General features: G+C 68.4%; 12 protein-coding genes. 6 read left to right on the forward strand and 6 right to left on the reverse strand.

The window, feature by feature from the left end; genetic code table 11:
- Positions 1 to 20: 20 nt before the first annotated feature.
- The 6 genes from HDC95_RS06830 to HDC95_RS06855 all read right to left on the reverse strand — a co-directional run bounded on the left by HDC95_RS06830 (position 21) and on the right by HDC95_RS06855 (position 7,041).
- Positions 21 to 950, reverse strand: a complete 930-nt coding sequence (locus HDC95_RS06830; protein ID WP_259062841.1) for an aldose 1-epimerase family protein — start codon at positions 948 to 950, stop codon at positions 21 to 23.
- A 2-nt stretch (positions 951 to 952) separates the two neighbouring features.
- Entirely contained in the window at positions 953 to 2,467 is a 1,515-nt protein-coding gene (gene araA / locus HDC95_RS06835; RefSeq protein WP_259062553.1) for an L-arabinose isomerase, read from the reverse strand.
- A gap of 24 nt (positions 2,468 to 2,491) precedes the next feature.
- Complete coding sequence (locus tag HDC95_RS06840; protein ID WP_259062554.1) at positions 2,492 to 4,075, reverse strand: xylulokinase; 1,584 nt, start codon at positions 4,073 to 4,075, stop codon at positions 2,492 to 2,494.
- Complete coding sequence (locus tag HDC95_RS06845) at positions 4,072 to 4,791, reverse strand: L-ribulose-5-phosphate 4-epimerase (RefSeq protein WP_259062555.1); 720 nt, start codon at positions 4,789 to 4,791, stop codon at positions 4,072 to 4,074. Before HDC95_RS06845 ends, HDC95_RS06840 begins: the two co-directional genes overlap by 4 nt.
- Before the next feature lie 81 nt (positions 4,792 to 4,872).
- Positions 4,873 to 5,889, reverse strand: coding sequence for a LacI family DNA-binding transcriptional regulator (locus HDC95_RS06850; protein ID WP_259062556.1), 1,017 nt, complete (start codon positions 5,887 to 5,889; stop codon positions 4,873 to 4,875).
- A 129-nt stretch (positions 5,890 to 6,018) separates the two neighbouring features.
- Entirely contained in the window at positions 6,019 to 7,041 is a 1,023-nt protein-coding gene (locus tag HDC95_RS06855; RefSeq protein WP_259062557.1) for a LacI family DNA-binding transcriptional regulator, read from the reverse strand.
- A 180-nt stretch (positions 7,042 to 7,221) separates the two neighbouring features.
- On the opposite strand from HDC95_RS06855, the gene HDC95_RS06860 reads away from it, so the two are divergent.
- The 6 genes from HDC95_RS06860 to HDC95_RS06885 are packed head-to-tail and all read left to right on the forward strand — an operon-like array spanning position 7,222 to position 13,383.
- Positions 7,222 to 8,469, forward strand: a complete 1,248-nt coding sequence (locus HDC95_RS06860; protein ID WP_259062558.1) for an ABC transporter substrate-binding protein — start codon at positions 7,222 to 7,224, stop codon at positions 8,467 to 8,469.
- Between the two features lie 5 nt (positions 8,470 to 8,474).
- Complete coding sequence (locus tag HDC95_RS06865) at positions 8,475 to 9,398, forward strand: carbohydrate ABC transporter permease (protein WP_259062559.1); 924 nt, start codon at positions 8,475 to 8,477, stop codon at positions 9,396 to 9,398.
- 9 nt (positions 9,399 to 9,407) lie between these two features.
- Positions 9,408 to 10,292: a carbohydrate ABC transporter permease gene (locus HDC95_RS06870; protein WP_259062560.1), complete on the forward strand. Its 885-nt coding sequence runs from the start codon at positions 9,408 to 9,410 to the stop codon at positions 10,290 to 10,292.
- A gap of 47 nt (positions 10,293 to 10,339) precedes the next feature.
- Complete coding sequence (locus tag HDC95_RS06875; RefSeq protein WP_259062561.1) at positions 10,340 to 11,122, forward strand: ThuA domain-containing protein; 783 nt, start codon at positions 10,340 to 10,342, stop codon at positions 11,120 to 11,122.
- Positions 11,119 to 12,300: a Gfo/Idh/MocA family protein gene (locus HDC95_RS06880; RefSeq protein WP_259062562.1), complete on the forward strand. Its 1,182-nt coding sequence runs from the start codon at positions 11,119 to 11,121 to the stop codon at positions 12,298 to 12,300. Before HDC95_RS06875 ends, HDC95_RS06880 begins: the two co-directional genes overlap by 4 nt.
- A 36-nt stretch (positions 12,301 to 12,336) precedes the next feature.
- Positions 12,337 to 13,383, forward strand: coding sequence for a LacI family DNA-binding transcriptional regulator (locus HDC95_RS06885; RefSeq protein WP_259062563.1), 1,047 nt, complete (start codon positions 12,337 to 12,339; stop codon positions 13,381 to 13,383).
- Positions 13,384 to 13,400 lie beyond the last annotated feature (17 nt).

Raw genomic sequence — 13,400 nt, forward strand, 5'->3', positions numbered from 1 at the left:
TGCCCATGGATGGTGCGTGATCAGATCGCGCGGAACCGCCAGGATGCAGCGGTCTCGGCCCCCGGATCGAGCACGATCAGATCGACCGTGGAATTGAACGCGTCGGGCGGGCATGTCATCGGCTCCACCGCCAGACCGATCCGGCTGTTCGGGGCATCCGCCGGGAGATCGGCCGTGTGCACCTGCACCCACGGGCAGCGCTCATCCCAGCTCAGAGCGACGCCGCGGCCGTCCGCGGCCACGACGCGCACCTCGGCGACGCCCTCGGCACGTGAGATCTCGGTGAAGGCGTGATCGATGAACACGTCGCCGATCCTGCGCGGTTCGCGGAAGTCCCATTCCGGATGCTGGTCGATGGCTTCCACCGCGACCGGGCTCAGCCGGTCAGGCGTGACGGTGAGAACCTCGGATGCCTGGAGGGTGAGCATCCAGTCATCGACTCGCCCGGCACCAGCCACCAGATACGGATGCGGACCAGTGCCCCAGGGCGCAGCATCCGCCCCGATGTTGCGCGCGGTGACCGTCTGATTCAGACCGTGGGAATCGAGGTGGAACTCGACGGCGACTTCGATGCGGAACGGATACCCGAGCTGCGGCTCGATCACGGCGACCAGCACGACGCGGTCATCCTCCACGACGCGGTCGGCGAACTCGGTCCACGCGAGCAGTCCGTGCAGCGCGTGCCCGCGGGCGGGCTCCGTGAGCGCGAGCTGGTGCTCGTCACCACCGAACGAGTACTTGCCGTCGACGACGCGGTTGGGCCACGGCGCGAGCGTCGCTCCCCGATAACCGGGGCGCACCTCATCGGCGGCGAAGGGCACGATGAGATCGCGACCGTCGAAGGTGAGCGTGCGCAGCGTGGCTCCCACGCTCGCGATGACGGCCTCGTAGCCGTGCCCGGCGAGCGTCAGTTGGCGCCCGGAGCGCGGCGTCTGGGCCGCGGCCGCCACGGTCACAGTCCCTGCGCGAGACGGTAGTACGCCTGGTTCCAGCGCACCTGCTTCTGGAACTCGGGCAGCGTCGTCTCCTCGTCGATCACGAGCAGCTCGACGCCTGCCATCTCGGCGAAGTCGCGGAACGCCTCCAGTCCGACGGCCGTCGACATGACCGTGTGGTGCGCTGCGCCGGCCGTGAGCCAGGCTGCGGCACTGGTGTTGAAGTCGGGCGCGGGCTTCCAGACGGCGCGTCCGACAGGCAGGTTCGGCAGAGCCGCCCGCGGGGCGACGTTCTCCACCACGTTCGCAGTGAGGCGGAAGCGGTCGCGCATGTCACTCATCGCCACGACGATCGCAGGGCCGGAATCGGCGGTGAAGACCAGGCGCACCGGGTCGTCCTTGCCGCCGATGCCGAGCGGGTGGATCTCGAGCGTGGGCTTCGCAGTGGTCAGCGACGGCGAAACCTCGAGCATGTGTGCACCGAGGATCAGCTCGTCGCCAGGCGTCATGTCGTAGGTGTAGTCCTCCATGAGGCTCGCGCCTCCGGGGAGGCCTGCACCCATCACGTTCGCGATACGCACCAGTACGGCGGTCTTCCAGTCGCCCTCGGCGCCGAAGCCGTATCCCTCGGCCATCAGCCGCTGCACGGCGAGTCCCGGCAGTTGCTTGAGCGACCCGAGATCCTCGAACGACGTCGTGAAGGCTCCGAAGCCGCCCTCTTCGAGGAACGACCGCAGCCCGAGCTCGATCGCCGCACCGTCACGCAGCGACTGGTGGCGCTCTCCCCCGCGACGGAGCTCCGGGACGACCTCGTAGAGCTCCTCGTACTCGGCCACGAGCGCATCGACGTCCGACGAGGACGCCGCGGCGACAGCATCCGCCAGCTCGTTCACGCCCCACGTGTTGACCTGCACTCCGAAGCGCAACTCGGCCTCGGTCTTGTCGCCTTCTGTGACAGCGACGAAGCGCATGTTGTCGCCGAAACGCGCGAGCTTCAGGCTGCGGGATGCCGCGAGCCCGGCGGCCGCGCGCTGCCAGGTGCCGATCTCCAGCTGCACCCGGGGGTCGCTCGCGTGGCCGACGACGGTCTTGCGCGGCACGCCGAGGCGGGTCTGGATGTAGCCGAACTCGCGGTCGCCGTGGGCGGCCTGGTTCAGGTTCATGAAGTCGAAGTCGATGTCGGCCCACGGCAGTTCGACGTTCGCCTGCGTGTGCAGATGCGCGAGCGGCTTCTGCAGGGCGTCGAGCCCCGCGATCCACATCTTGGCGGGGCTGAAGGTGTGCATCCAGGCGACGAGTCCGATGACGCGGTCATCGGCGTTGGCTTCGAGCGCGATGCGCTTGATCGCGGCGGAGTCGGTGAGCACCGGCTTCCAGACGATCTTCACCGGCACGTCTGCCGCGCCGTCCAGCACCTCTGCTATCGAGCGCGACTGCTCGGCGACCTGAGCGAGCGTCTCGGGGCCGTACAGATGCTGGCTTCCGGTGAGGAACCAGACTTCGTAGGCGTCGAGAGAAGTGGTCAGTGTCATGTGCGTGGTCCTTTTCGCGGGAGATCAGAGCGAGTCGATCGCAGCGGACTCGATGGCGAGACCGGCACGATAGCGGGTGAGGTAGGTGGCGAAGCCGGCGACGTCGGCCGGCTCTGGTGCGACGGTGGAGAGGGATGCCGCAGCGAACACCTGCCCGTCGAGGTATGAGCCCAGATCCGCCGAGTCCGCGTGCGCGAGGTACGAAGCCAGTACGGCGATACCCCAGGCTCCGCCCTCTGACGCCAGCTCGCCCACGGCGACCGGGGCGCCGAGCGCGCCGGCGAGGAAGCGCTGTGCCACACCGGCGGTGCGGAACATGCCGCCGTGCGCGAACATGCGGTCAAGGCCGACGCCCTCGGCTTCGAGCACCTGCATACCGAGTGCGAGCGTGCCGAACACGCCGTACACCTGGGCGCGCATGAAGTTCGCGAGCGAGAAGTCGCTGTCGGGAGTGCGGACGAACAGCGGGCGCCCCTCGTCGAGTCCGGCGATCGGCTCGCCGGCGAGGTGGTTGTAGGCCAGCAGGCCCCCGGCATCCGCTTCGCCGTCGAGCGCTTCGCGCAGCAGCGCGTCGAACACCGCATCGTCGTCCAGCGGCTGCCCCGCCGCCGCCGAGAACCGCGTGAACAGGCCGGCCCAGGCGGCGAGCTCGCTGGCGCCGTTGTTGCAGTGCACCATGGCGACCGCGTCTCCGGCCGGGGTCGTCACGAGATCGAGTTCGTGGTGCACGGTCGTGAGAGGGCGCTCCAGCACGACCATCGCGAAGATGCTCGTCCCCGCCGAGACGTTGCCGGTGCGCGGGGCGACGGAATTCGTCGCGATCATTCCGGTGCCCGCGTCGCCCTCGGGCGGGCAGAGCGGGATGCCGGGGAGCAGGGCGCCGGTCGGATCCAGCAGCGCAGCGCCCTCTGCCGTGAGCGTGCCCGCCGCCGCGCCCGCGGGAAGCACACGGGGGAACAGTTCGGCGAGCGGTGCGGGAAGGCGGTCGGCCGTGAGAATGGAATAGGCATCCAGCATCCCCGCGTCGTAGTCGCACGTGGCGGAGTCGATCGGGAACATGCCGGAGGCGTCACCGACGCCGAGCACCTTCTGTCCCGTGAGCCTCCAGTGCACGTATCCGGCGAGAGTCGTGACGAAATCGAGCTGCGGCACGTGCGGCTCGTCATCGATCACGGCCTGGTGCAGGTGCGCGATCGACCAGCGCAGCGGGATGTTCACGCCGAGCAGACCGGTGAGCTCTGCGGCCGCGACGCCCGTGTTCGTGTTCCGCCAGGTGCGGAACGGGACGAGCAGGTCGCCGGCGGCGTCGATGGCCAGGTAGCCGTGCATCATCGAGGAGATGCCGATCGCGCCGAAGGTATCGGGACGCACGCCGTGGCGCCGCTCGGCGTCTGCGAGGAGATCGGCGAACGCTGCCTGCAGTCCCTGCCAGACCTCATCCAGCGCGTAGGTCCAGAGACCGCTCTCCAGACGGTTCTCCCAGGCGAATGATCCGGTGGCGAGCACGTCGGTGGCATTCGGCCCGATCAGACACGCCTTGATGCGGGTCGAGCCGAGTTCGATGCCGAGACTGGTGCGGCCTGCGGCGATGTCATCGCGAGCGGTCATCGTCTGGTGTCCTCACTCTGGCCGTACACGTTCTGGTAGCGGTTGTAGAGACTGTCGATGGCATCCTGCGGGATCGGGATGAGCGGGCCGGCCTCCCGCGCGTAGTGCACGGTGCGGGCGACGTCTTCCACCATGACTGCGGCCTTCACGGCATCCTTGGCGTTCACGCCGATCGTGAACGGCCCGTGGTTCTGCATCAGCACGGCGCGCGAGCGATGACCGCTGAGCGTCTCGACGACTCCGCGTCCGATCGAGTCGTCGCCGATGATCGCGAATGGTCCGACGGGGATCGGTCCGCCGAACTCGTCGGCCATCGCGGTGATGACGCAGGGGATCTCCTCGCCGCGTGCTGCCCACGCGACGGCGAAGGTCGAGTGGGTGTGCACGACGCCGCCGACCTCGGGCATGTTCCGGTAGACGTAGGCGTGGGCGGCGGTGTCGCTGGACGGCGCCCTTCCGCTGCCTTCACTGCCCGGGACGACTTCGCCGTCGAGGTCGCACAGGATCATGTTCGCAGGCGTCAGGTCGTCGTAGCTCACGCCTGACGGCTTGATCACGAACAGATCCGCGCCGGGCACACGACCGGAGACGTTGCCGCCCGTCCACACCACGAGACCGTTGCGGACGAGTTCGCCGTGCAGACGGGCGACGTCGGCGCGGACTGCGGCGATGGCCGACTCGATTTCGGGGGCGAATGCAGGGGCTTCGTTGCTCACGGGTTCCTCAATCGGATGCTGTCGAGAACTGTGACCGGTCACGGTCGCAGTCAGAAGTCTATGGGCGTGCTCGTCGGTCGGTCAAGCGTGCGGTGGCGGAGCGACGGACCGGCGCGGCACGAGCACCGGCGCGATGGGGGCGAGGGCGGATGCCGCGGCATCCGCCTCACCGATGAGCGATGCGACGGCACGTCGCGCGAGTTCCTCGAAATCCTGACGAACGGTCGTGAGCTGCGGCCAGTAGAACGCCGCGTCGGGAACGTCGTCGAAGCCGACGATACTGATCTCGTCCGGCACCGCGACACCCGCCTCGTGCAGCCCGCCCAGCAGACCCAGCGCCATCTGGTCGTTGGCGGCGAACACCCCAGTGACGCCCGCCGCCAGCACGGCACCGGTCGCCTCGTAGCCGGAGCGCGCAGTCCAGTCCCCCACCAGCACCAGTGCGGCGTCGAAGCCGCGATCGGCGAGCTCTGCCGCATATCCTTCGGCACGGGACTCGGCCTCCAGCCAGTCCGCTGGGCCGGCGAGGTGCGCGATGCGGCGGTGTCCGGCATCCGCCAAGGCGGCGACGGCGAGCCGCGCGCCGGCCGCCTGATCGACCGAGAGTCCGCGAGGACCGCGACCGGCGGAATGCAGTGTGAGCACGGGGACGCTCACGCGCAGAGCGTCAAGCGCATGAAGGGTGCGGGCATGCGGAGCGACGACGACGATGCCCTCCACACCCTGCGCGATGAGGTGCTCGAGCGCAGCGGCGACCGACTTCTCGTCGCCGGCATCGGCGAAGGCCGTGCTCACCCAGTAGCCGGCCCCTCTGGCCGCGTTCTCGATCGCGGCGATGCTGCGCGACGGCCCGTACTGCAGCGCATCCGAGGCGAGCACGCCGAGCGTGCGGGAGCGCCGCGTGCCGAGCGCCCGGGCGGCGTTGTTCATCCGGTAGCCGAGCTCGTGCATGGCCTTCAGCACGCGGGCTTTGGTCTCGGGCGCGACGTCCGGGTGATCGTTCAGCACGCGCGACACAGTCTGCCTTGACACCCCGGCGAGGGCGGCGACGTCGCGGACTCCGACGGTGCGACCTGGGGTACTGCTCGACTCGCTCACGCCGTTGAGTGTATGACGCCGCGCGCCACCGGCTCACCTTCGCGTCGCTCTCGCGACATGCGCACCACTCTCATCGGAGCATCGACGCACTCGGCCTCGTCGTCGAACGCACGCCGGCTGGCGTCGCAATCAGGCTTGATCTGCCGGCGCAGGTGCGAGTGACTCGCCCTCGTGGAACGCTCCCATGACGAGTTCATGGCGGAGAACGCCCAGCGTGCCGTCGAGGCGACCGACCAGCGTCTCGACGCCCATCCGCCCGAGTTCCGCAGCCGGCGAGACCACGACGGCCAGTTCGGGATCCGCCATGGCGGAGATCTCGACCGTGGACCCGATGAGGACGATCGACAGGTCGCGGGGGACGGATACGCCGAGCCTTCCGAGCCCGCTCACCAGACCGACCGCGGCATGCTCATTGAGAACGAGCATCGCGGTCGCCTCGGGCGCCTCCGCGAGCAGCGTCGATGCGAACGCGCGCCCAGCGGCCGGGGTCGCCGCGCACCGAAGGGTCCGCGCTCTCAACCCGCGCGCCGCGCAGACGGCGTGGAAGGTCGCATCCACGCGGACCGCCGGCCCGTACCCCTCGAGCCCCAGGCTCTCCGACTCCTCGAGCAGGACGAAGTCCCGGTGCCCGAGCGACTGCAGACGGTCGATCGACTGCTCGACCATGCCCTCGAAGTCGACGTCGACGTAGTCGAGGCCGGACGGATCCCGGTTGCGGCCGATGAGGGTCAACGGGGTCTTCGCTGCGAGCAACTGGTCGATCCGGTGATCGTCGAGTTGCACCTCCATGAGGATGACGCCGTCGATGAGCCCGTCCGAGGTGAGCTCCCGCAGGGAGTCGGCGTCGTTCGCCACCGGCCAGAGGACGACCGTGTAGCCGAGTTCGGATGCGGCCTCTGCCGCTCCGGTGAAGAAACGGGCCGCAGTGTCCGAGAGCCGATGCTGCAGAACGGGGAACAGGAGCGCGATGATGCGCGTGCGGCGGCTGGCCAGCGCCCGCGCCACGGCGTTGCGACGGAAATCGAGCTCGGCCATCGCCTCCTCGACGCGGAGCCTGGTACCCGGCGTGACCGGCTTGGAGTCGTTGACGACGAACGAGACCGTGGCCACGGAGACCCCGGCGAGCCGCGCGACGTCGCGCATCGTTGCCATGAATCCCCGTCTCTCGGTGCCGATCGTCCGGCCAGTCTCTCACGGATCACGATGCAGTAAAGCGGTTAAATATCTCCTTGACTTCGCCACCGCCCCCGGGGGAAGCTGGTCTCCGACGCACCCAGTAAACCGGTTAACTCTCCGGGCTGCGCTTTCGACATCAGGCAAAGGAGCCACGACATGCGATCAACCGTCACATCGACCCGCGGGCCGATCCGCAGGCAGCACGTCCTGGGATCGCTCGCGATCCTCGCGATCACCCCGTTCGCACTGACCGCCTGCGGCGGCGGCGCGGCGACCAGTGGCGACCCGGACACCCTCACCATCCTCGATTACTACAACAACGAACCCGACAAGACCCTCGTCGGGGACGCGCTCGACCTCTGCGCCGATGAGGTCGGTGTCGCGATCAAGCGCGAAACGGTCCCCGGCAAGGACCTCATCCAGAAGGTGCTGCAGCAGTCCTCGTCCAAGACGCTGCCGGACGTGCTCATGCTCGACAACCCGGATGTCCAGGAGATCGCCGCGACCGGCGGCCTGTCTCCGCTCAGCGACTACGACGTGGACACGTCCGGTTTCGCGCAGGGCATCCTGGACGCCGCCAGTTACGAGGGCGAGGTGTTCGGACTCGCCCCGACCGTCAACACGCTCGGCCTGTTCTACAACGAGGACCTCCTCGCGGCTAAGGGCATCACCCCGCCGACGACGTGGGACGAGCTCAAGACCGCAGCGGCCGCGCTCACCGAGGGCGACACCTACGGCCTGGCATTCAGCTCGATCGCCACCTACGAAGGCAGCTGGCAGTTCCTCCCGTTCATGTGGACCAACGGTGGGGATGAGACGGACCTCACCTCCCCTGAGGTCGCCGAGGCCCTCCAACTGCAGGTCGACCTCGTCGATTCCGGCTCCGCCTCGAAGAGCGTCATCAACTGGTCGCAGGCCGACGTCAACGACCAGTTCATGGCCGGCAAGGCCGCGATGATGATCAACGGACCGTGGCAGATCCCGGCGCTCAGCGCGGATGCCGACCTCAACTACGGCAGCGTTCAGGTGCCGGTAAACGAGGCCGGTCAGACGCCGGTCGCACCGCTCGGCGGCGAGGTGTGGACCGTCCCGGTGACGGGCGACGACGCCAAGCAGGCGAAGGCGGCCGAGTTCGTCGAGTGCATCTCGAGCGATGAGAACCAGCTCGCACTCGCCGAGGCCCGCTTCACCGTTCCGACGAAGACCGCGCTCGCCGAGCAGTACGTGGAGAAGGTGCCGGAGATGGCGGCGTTCACCGAGCAGGTCGCGAACGCCCGTTCGCGCACCGGCGAGCTCGGTGAGCAGTGGCCGGAAGCCGCCACCGAGATCTACACCGCCATCCAGCTCGCCCTCACCGGGCAGGCGACGCCCGACGAGGCGTTCGATCAGGCAGCGGCCGGCTGATCCCGATGAGCAGCAGCATCGCGGGAGCATCCGTCCGGAAGCACTCCCGGCGCTTCCGGCGCGAGGAACTCGTGAAGCTCGGCTTCGTCCTGCCCGCCGCGCTCTACATCGTCCTGTTCTTCGGCTACCCCGTGGTCAAGAACGTCACGATGAGCCTGCAGGAGTACACGACGAAGACCTTCTTCACCGGCGAAGCGCCCTGGGTCGGGCTCGAGAACTATGCGACCGTTTTCGGTTCGCAGCTGTTCACACCGGCTCTACTGAACACGGCACTGTTCACGATCGGCTCGATCGCCGGGCAGTTCGTGATCGGACTCGCCCTCGCCGTGTTCTTCAAGCGCCGTTTCCCACTGAGCTCGTTCCTGCGGGCGATGCTGCTGCTCCCCTGGCTGCTGCCGCTGATCGTCTCGAGCGCCACCTGGCGTTCGATCCTCGATCAGGACAGCGGCGTCCTCAACCTCACGCTCGAGTCGATCGGCCTCTCCGGAGTGCCGTGGCTCACGAGCCCGGCGGTCGCGCTGTTCGCCGTGGTGCTCGTGAACATCTGGATCGGCATCCCGTTCAACGTCACCATCCTCTACGGCGGTCTCCAGGACATCCCCGACGAGCTCTATGAGGCAGGCGCACTCGACGGTGCGACGGGCTGGAAGGCGTTCCGCCACATCACCTGGCCGAACCTCCGGCCCGTCGTGAGCGTGGTCCTCGTCCTCGGCGTGGTGTACACGATCAAGGTGCTCGACATCATCCTCGGTCTCACGAACGGAGGGCCTGCGAACGCGACTCAGACCCTCGCCGTGCGGTCGTACCAGGAGTCGTTCGTGAACTTCGAATTCGGGGTCGGGGCGGCGTTCAGCAACATCCTGATCGTCATCTCGCTGCTCTTCGCCATCGTGTACCTGCGCGTCAACCGTCGCGCCGTCGACGAGTAAGGACCCACCATGACCACGACCACGATCGTCACCGGTGGCGCCCGGCGAGGACGCCCGTTCGACCCGGCCGGAACGCGCAGGCGACGCGGCTCGGAGCGGCACCTCGGCTACACGATCATCGGAGTCGTGATCCTCGCGATCATGCTCTTCCCCGTGTACTGGATGGTGAACGCTTCGCTGCAGCCGTCAGGGAACACGCTCACGGGAGACTTCTTCCCGGTCAACCCGAGCTTCGCCGGCTACGAGAAGGCGATCGCCGATCAGGGCGGCCATCTCCTCACGAGCCTCGCGATCTCCCTCGGCACCGTCGTGCTGAGCCTCGCGATCGCCGCCCCCGCGGCCTATGCGCTCGCGCAGTTCCGCTTCCGGTGGATCAGCATCGCCCTGCTCGTCATCCTGATCGCGCAGATGATCCCCGGCATCGTGATCGCGAACGCGCTGTATTCGGCGTACAACGACCTCGGACTGCTGAACTCGATCCTCGGGCTCATCCTCGCCGATGCCTCGCACGCGATCCCCTTCGCGATCCTGATCCTGCGAGCGTCGATGCAGACCATCCCGCCGTCCATCGTCGAGGCGGCCAGAGTGGACGGCGCCGGCCTGGTTCGCGCATTCGTCTCGATCGTCGTGCCGGTGAGCCGCAACGCGCTGATAACGGCGGGCCTGTTCGCGTTCCTGTTCTCGTGGAGCGACTTCCTCTTCGCACTCACGCTCACCACCACTGAGGAAGTGCGACCCGTGACGCTCGGCATCTACCAGTACCTCGGCTCGCAGGTCTCGAACTGGAGTGCCGTGATGGCGACTGCCGTGCTGTCATCGCTGCCCGCGATCCTGCTCCTCGTCATCGCCCAGCGGTTCATCGCGGCCGGCGCCACCGGCGGTGCCGTGAAATGACCTCGAGCACGCCAGACCACCCGACACATCCCTGAAGGAGCACCACCATGTCCGATACCCGAGCCACCCCGGTCCGCGTTCTCGTCTGGGGCGAGAACCGCCATGAGCAGCTGGAGGAGAAGGTCCGTGCGATCTACCCCGACGGCATGCACACGACGATCAAGGAGGGCATCGAGGAGCACCTGGGCGCCGAGGCGATCGTCACCACGACGACCCTCGACGAACCGGAGCACGGCCTGACCGAGGAGGCCCTCGCCGCGACCGACGTGCTCGTCTGGTGGGGTCATGCCGCACACGCCGAGGTCGCCGACGAGGTCGTCGAGCGGGTGCATCAGCACGTGCTCGCCGGGATGGGCCTGCTCGTGCTGCACTCGGCCCACTGGTCGAAGATCTTCGGCAAGCTCATGGGCACCAGCTGCACGCTTCGGTGGCGTTCGGAGGAGGACCGCGAGCTCGTGTGGACGGTCGATCCCACGCATCCGATCGCACAGGGAATCCCGCACCCGTTCATCATCCCCGCGCAGGAGATGTACGGCGAGTTCTTCGATGTCCCTGCACCGGACGAACTGGTCTTCCTCTCCACCTTCACGGGCGGCGAGGTGTTCCGCTCCGGAATGACGTACCGGCGCGGTTTCGGCAAGATCTTCTTCTTCTCGCCGGGCGACCAGGACTACCCCGTCTACCACCACCAGCACGTCCGTCGGGTGCTCGCGAACGGCGTCCGCTGGGCGGTGACCGTGCGCCCCGAGCGGGCCGCCCCGGTGCTGCTGCGCTACGAAACCGAGGACTTCTACAACGGCCGCGGATACCAGGGAGCGCTCGCCCGATGAGTGCGCCCCTGAACGGCGGCTTCGCGACGCTCGCGGACCCGACGGCTCCGGTTCGACTCGTGCTCGTCGGTGCCGGAGGAATGGGTCGCGCATGGCTGGGCACCATCCTCGCGAACCCGGACACCGAGCTCGTCGGCGTCGTCGACCTCGACACGTCGCTGGCTGAAGCGGCGGTCTCGGATGCCGGTCTGCAGCCGGGCGAGGGCGGCGTGCTGGTCGGAACCAGCGTCTCGGCGGTCGCCGGCGCGACCGGTGCCGACGCCGTCATCAACGTCACCGTCCCCGTCGCCCACCACCCGGTGAACACGGAGGCCCTGTTCGCCGGCTTGCCGGTGCTCTGTGAGAAGCCGATCGCACCCACCGTCTCGCAGGCCCTCTCGCTCGCGGCGACGGCCGAGGCCAGCGGACAGCTGCTCATGACCAGCCAGTCGCGGCGGTACTACGCCTCGGTCGCCGCGTTCCGGGAGCAGATCGTCTCGCTCGGCAGGCTCGGATCCACGACGACCGAGTTCTTCAAGGCGCCGCACTTCGGCGGGTTCCGTGAGGCGATGCCGCACGTGCTGCTCGTCGACATGGCCATCCACGCCTTCGACGTCGCGCGCTTCCTCCTCGACGACGATCCGGTCTCGGTCTACTGCGAGGAGTACAACCCGTCGTGGAGCTGGTACTCAGCCGGCGCTGCGGCCACCGCGGTGTTCGAGTTCGCCGGAGGCGTGCGCTACACGTACACCGGCAGCTGGTGCGCGGACGGACTGGAGACATCCTGGAACGGGATGTGGCGGGTCAACGGCGAGCACGGTTCGGCCGTCTGGGACGGCGACTCGGCGCCGCGGCGACAGCTCGTCCCGCACGGCGGCGTGCCCGCCGACGTCGAGGTGGCGGAGCCGATGGCTGCGGTGCCCGAGGAGATCGCCGGGTCGCTCGTGGAGTTCGTCGGTGCTCTGCGCGACGGCCGCGTTCCGTCCGGAGAGGTGCATGCGAACGTGCTGAGCCTCGCGATGGTAGAGGCCGCCGTCCGTTCCGCCGAGTCGGGGGTGCGCGTCCTCATCGCCGATGTCCTGGAACAGGCGTATGTGCAGGCCGTCACCGACGAAACGCACGACGGAGTCCATCAGAAGCTTGCAACCTGGGGCTCTGCTGCGGTCGGACTAGCCGCGCCGGTCGTCACCCCGCTGTAATCCTCGGCAGTTCACGAGCGCGGCTAGGCTGGCCGCATGACAGCGTCGGTGCCGCCTCGCCCGAGGATGCAAGATGTCGCCGCTCTCGCCGGTGTCTCACAGAAGACCGTGTCCAACGTCGTCACCGGCGCCGTGTTCGTGCGCGAAGAGACCAAGGCCAGGGTCGAAGCCGCCATGGCGGAACTCGACTTCGTGCCCAACCTGAGCGCCCGCGGACTGCGCAGCGGACGATCCGGCACCATCGCCCTGGCGCTCCCCGACCTCGCCACCGCGTTCTCGGCCGAGCTGCTGCATCGCATCGTCGACGCCGCACACGAACACGGGCTCGCCGTGCAGATCGAGGAGACCGCCGCGACGCCCGAACGGGAGCGAGAACTGCTCGCCCGCGCTCGCTCCCACCTGATCGACGGCTTGATCCTCAATCCGATCCGGCTTGAGGACAGCGTCATCCGCTACGCCGACCGCCTACCACCGCTCGTCGTGATCGGCGAGGTGGAGCAGCACCGCGCAGACCATGTGCGCGTCGACAGCCGGCTCGCAGCCGCCGATATCACTCGCCACCTGCTGTCGCGCGGGGCGGAGCGGATCGCCGTGATCGGCGGCGACGACAACGCGTCGTTCGCGACCGCCACGAGCCGCCTCCGCCTGGAAGGCGTGCACGATGCACTGCGCGAAGCGGGCATCGCCCGCGATCCGCGCCTGGAGGTGAACCGCCTCCCCTGGTCGATGGCATCGGGGGCGGATGCCGCGAGGACGCTGATCGCGCGCGAGGTCGCGTTCGACGCGGTAGTGGCGTTCACCGATTCATTGGCTGTCGGGGCGCTGCATGTCCTGCACGAGCACGGCATCCGCGTGCCGGACGATGTGATGGTCACCGGATTCGACGACGTGGAGATCTCGGAGTTCACCTCGCCATCGCTCACCACCGTCGCGTTCGATCGCGGCGACTTCGCGGAATCCGTCCTCGACCTGCTCGAATCGAGGATGGTCGACCGCACGGCCGCGCCGCGATCCCGCACCCTCCCGCACCGGGTCGTGGAACGCGCGAGCACCGGGCGTCCCTCCTCCGGCCACCGTCCCTGAGCGCGCCTGGCGATCGA

The organism is Microbacterium sp. AK031, from assembly GCF_024807145.1.
Taxonomy (GTDB): domain Bacteria; phylum Actinomycetota; class Actinomycetes; order Actinomycetales; family Microbacteriaceae; genus Microbacterium.

What these genes read in the sequence shown, in the direction of transcription:
- araA (WP_259062553.1), bottom strand. Translation starts at nt 2,467, where the DNA reads ATGACACTGACCACTTCTCTCGACGCCTACGAAGTCTGGTTCCTCACC.
- HDC95_RS06840 (WP_259062554.1), bottom strand. Translation starts at nt 4,075, where the DNA reads ATGACCGCTCGCGATGACATCGCCGCAGGCCGCACCAGTCTCGGCATC.
- HDC95_RS06855 (WP_259062557.1), bottom strand. Translation starts at nt 7,041, where the DNA reads ATGGCAACGATGCGCGACGTCGCGCGGCTCGCCGGGGTCTCCGTGGCC.
- HDC95_RS06860 (WP_259062558.1), top strand. Translation starts at nt 7,222, where the DNA reads ATGCGATCAACCGTCACATCGACCCGCGGGCCGATCCGCAGGCAGCAC.
- HDC95_RS06865 (WP_259062559.1), top strand. Translation starts at nt 8,475, where the DNA reads ATGAGCAGCAGCATCGCGGGAGCATCCGTCCGGAAGCACTCCCGGCGC.
- HDC95_RS06870 (WP_259062560.1), top strand. Translation starts at nt 9,408, where the DNA reads ATGACCACGACCACGATCGTCACCGGTGGCGCCCGGCGAGGACGCCCG.
- HDC95_RS06875 (WP_259062561.1), top strand. Translation starts at nt 10,340, where the DNA reads ATGTCCGATACCCGAGCCACCCCGGTCCGCGTTCTCGTCTGGGGCGAG.
- HDC95_RS06880 (WP_259062562.1), top strand. Translation starts at nt 11,119, where the DNA reads ATGAGTGCGCCCCTGAACGGCGGCTTCGCGACGCTCGCGGACCCGACG.
- HDC95_RS06885 (WP_259062563.1), top strand. Translation starts at nt 12,337, where the DNA reads ATGACAGCGTCGGTGCCGCCTCGCCCGAGGATGCAAGATGTCGCCGCT.